Source organism: Streptomyces sp. HNM0645 (assembly GCF_030056615.1).
Lineage (GTDB): Bacteria > Actinomycetota > Actinomycetes > Streptomycetales > Streptomycetaceae > Streptomyces > Streptomyces marianii.
On sequence record NZ_JASHLT010000109.1, the window covers coordinates 1 to 2,700 of the forward strand.

2 protein-coding genes are annotated in these 2,700 nt (G+C 70.3%); one reads left to right on the forward strand and one right to left on the reverse strand.

Annotation, left to right across the window (positions count from 1 at the left end):
* The first annotated feature begins 281 nt into the window (after positions 1-281).
* A complete protein-coding gene (locus QMZ92_RS35765) occupies positions 282-1,859 on the forward strand; it encodes a multicopper oxidase family protein (protein WP_283302105.1) in 1,578 nt (525 codons plus the stop codon).
* Positions 1,860-1,934: 75 nt separating this feature from the next.
* Here the strand turns inward: QMZ92_RS35765 and QMZ92_RS35770 are convergent, their stop codons facing one another.
* Entirely contained in the window at positions 1,935-2,384 is a 450-nt protein-coding gene (locus QMZ92_RS35770; protein ID WP_283302107.1) for a carbon-nitrogen hydrolase family protein, read from the reverse strand.
* Positions 2,385-2,700 lie beyond the last annotated feature (316 nt).

The following is a 2,700-nucleotide window of genomic DNA, read 5'->3' on the forward strand; positions in this document are numbered from 1 at the left end:
CGTGCTCGGAGCAACACATCCGGGTGCCTGTCGGTGGACCCCCAGCGTCCTACTGACCCACGGGCTCGGAACGCGCCAAGGCGTCACGACGTCCGCCGGACGACCACGCACCGATTTTCACGCACACAGGGTGTCGCCGTCAGGCGACCGGATTACTGACCCGCCCAGGTCCTTCCTGACCCGCCTCTCGTTGTTGCGCATATAGGCAGACCGGCTGCTCCACCTCGTGAGCGAAACGCCGCCCAGTCCATGCAACGACCACGTCAAGAGGTTCCACAGTCATGTCCCGACTCACCCGCCGCACCGTCCTCGGTGCGGGACTCGCCGCCGCCGGCACCGGTCTGCTGACCGCCTGCTCAGGTTCCATGAGCGGCATGGACCATTCCTCCGGAGGGGACGGCACGCCGTCGGCCGGCGACTACCTGACCCCCGACAGCAAGGAGGTCGGTGCCACCGAAGCCCTCCGGAAGCCAGGTCCGGAGCGCAGGTTCAAGCTGACCGCCGTCGAGACCCCGCTCGACCTGGGTGGCGGACGCACCGTCCGGTCCTGGGCGTACGGAGACGACCTCCCCGGACCGGAGGTCAGGGTCACCGCCGGCGACACCCTCGCCCTGACCCTGGCCAACAACCTCCCCGAGGCCACCAGCATCCACTGGCACGGACTCGCCCTCCGCAACGACATGGACGGCGTGCCGGGCGTCACCCAGCGCGACATCAAGCCGGGCGGCTCCCTCGACTACCGCTTCGCGGTCTCCCACCCTGGGACGTACTGGCTACACCCGCACTCCGGTGTCCAGCAGGACCGCGGCCTGTACGCCCCGCTGATCGTCGAGGACCCCAAGGAGCCCCTCAAGTACGACAAGGAGTGGGTGATCGTCCTCGACGACTGGGTCGACGGCGTCGACGGCTCCACTCCGGACGCCGTGCTCGCCGAGCTGAGCAAGGGCATGGGCATGGGCGGCATGGAGGGTCACGACATGTCGAACATGTCGATGACCACCGAGAAGTCCCCGTCCCCGAAGCCGTCCGGCCCCTCGCGGATGCTGATGGGCGCCACGAGTGACCTGCTGGGCGGCGACGCCGGGGATGTCGGATACCCGCACTACCTGATCAACGGTCGCACGCCGGACAAGCCGCAGACCTTCACAGCCAAGCCCGGCGACCGCATCCGGCTCCGGATCATCAACGCCGGCGGCGACACTGCCTTCCGGATCGCCCTCGGCGGACACAAGTTCACCGTCACGCACACGGACGGCTTCCCCGTCGAGCAGACGCAGGCCGACGCGCTCCTGCTCGGCATGGGCGAGCGCTTGGACGCGCTCGTCACCGTCGGGAACGGAACCTTCCCGCTCACCGCGCTCGCCGAGGGAAAGAACCGCTCCGCCCTCGCCGTCCTGCGCACCGGCGGCGGCGCCGCGCCCACCGCCTCCGTACGCCCGAAGGAGCTCGACGGGAAGGTGGTTCACGGAGGTCAGCTGAAGGCGGCCGAGTCCGTGCGGCTCGAGTCGGGGCAGCCGGACCGGACGATCGAGTTCAAGCTCACCGGCTCGATGGCGAAGTACGACTGGGCCATCAACGGCAAGAAGTACGACCCCGCTCAGCGCTATCCGGTCCGCTCCGGCGAGCGCGTCCGGCTGTCGTTCGTGAACGACACGACGATGTGGCACCCCATGCACCTGCACGGCCACACCTACGCCCTCGCCGACGGCGGCGCGCGCAAGGACACCTCGATCGTGCTGCCGGGCAAGAAGCTCGACGTCGACTTCGACGCCGACAACCCCGGCCTGTGGATGATCCACTGCCACAACGTCTACCACGCCGAGTCCGGGATGATGACCGTCCTCGGCTACCTCAAGTAGAGATCGCGGCGGTACGGGAGCGGCCCGGCTGGTATGCCCGGCCGGGCCGCCTCCGTGACCCTCGACGCTGACGCGTCAGGCCGCCAGTCGAAGGGGAAGTGCTTGCTCGACCCGCCGCGATACGGACGGGAGGGGTCGAACCCCTCGGCCTGGTCCGCGCACCGTGTCGCAGACCCGCCCGTCGTACGCGATCTCGTGGCAGATCACGTCGCCGATCCAGACGGGGCCGGCGGCGAGGGGTGCCTGGGACGAGCCCGGGGCGAAGTCCCGGGGGGATGAGCTGCAGCGCGCCGGGCCCGCCGAGGACGGACCGGGCCTCGGGACGTACTCGCCGAACGGGACCAGCTGCCGCTTCGCGTAGGCGGCCACCGGGCCCTGCCCGGGAACCCGGGGCTGCCCGGCGTTGTACGAGCGGCCCCCGGGTCCGTCGAGAATCGCGCCGATCAGCAGCGGGGCGTTCAGCTCGCGGACCGAATCCGCGACGAGCCCGCCCGGCTCGGGGTCGGCCCGTGGGTCGCTGTCCATCGCTGTCCAGCGAGTTCTCCGGCCACAGCGGCCGTCAGAGCGAGCCATGCGACCACGGCGAGGTTGGCGAGCCAGGCGGTCAGTGGGCCGAAGAAGAGGGCGCCGAAGACGGCTCCCACGGAGAAGGCGGATCGGTCCGACCCCGTTATGTTTTTCGCGGTCCTGCAAGAGGGCCGCTGGCCTCCGGGCCCGGCATGACTGTTGCCCCCTGTCGAACGGATGACCTGGGGGGTGGTGTCACCGGGTCCGAGGGGTGCCGTCGGAGACGCTGATGAGAGGTCCGACCACCGCCCGGCCGGGCGCAACGCCCGGCCGC